The 506-nt window shown below is 76.1% G+C and carries 1 protein-coding gene; it reads left to right on the top strand.

The genetic code is table 11. The features are described from left to right. The coding region (locus tag RL72_RS00015; RefSeq protein ID WP_045248752.1) for a glycoside hydrolase family 3 N-terminal domain-containing protein at positions 1–506 on the top strand (506 nt) is incomplete at both ends.

Raw genomic sequence — 506 nt, 5'->3', positions numbered from 1 at the left:
GCGGTCGAGGGCCTGCAGGGGACCGGCATCGCGGCGTGCGTCAAGCACTTCCCCGGCCACGGCGACACCGCGCTCGACTCGCACCACGACCTGCCGCGGATCACGGGCGACCCGGAGGAGTTCGACCGCGTGCACGTCGCGCCGTTCCGTGCCGCGATCGCCGCCGGCGCGCGGTCGGTCATGACGGCGCACATCGTCGTGCCCGCGTGGGGCGAGGCGCCCGCCACGCTCAACCCGCGGGTGCTGGGGATGCTCCGCGCCGAGGGCTTCGACGGCGTGATCGTCACCGACGCCCTCGACATGGCCGCGATCCGCGAGTCGGTGGGCATCGGCGGGGGAGCGGTCCGCGCGCTCGCCGCGGGGGCCGATCTGCTCTGCATCGGCAACCCCACGAACCCCGGCGACGCGGCGGCGGCCGACCAGGATCGGCGCGACTTCCGCGCGGCGAAGGACGCGATCGTGCAGGCCCTGGCCGACGGCGCGCTGAGCGTCGAGCGCGTCGCGGA

The sequence above is a fragment of the Microbacterium azadirachtae genome (assembly GCF_000956545.1).
GTDB lineage: Bacteria > Actinomycetota > Actinomycetes > Actinomycetales > Microbacteriaceae > Microbacterium > Microbacterium azadirachtae.
This window is presented reverse-complemented; position numbering and strand designations above follow the sequence as displayed.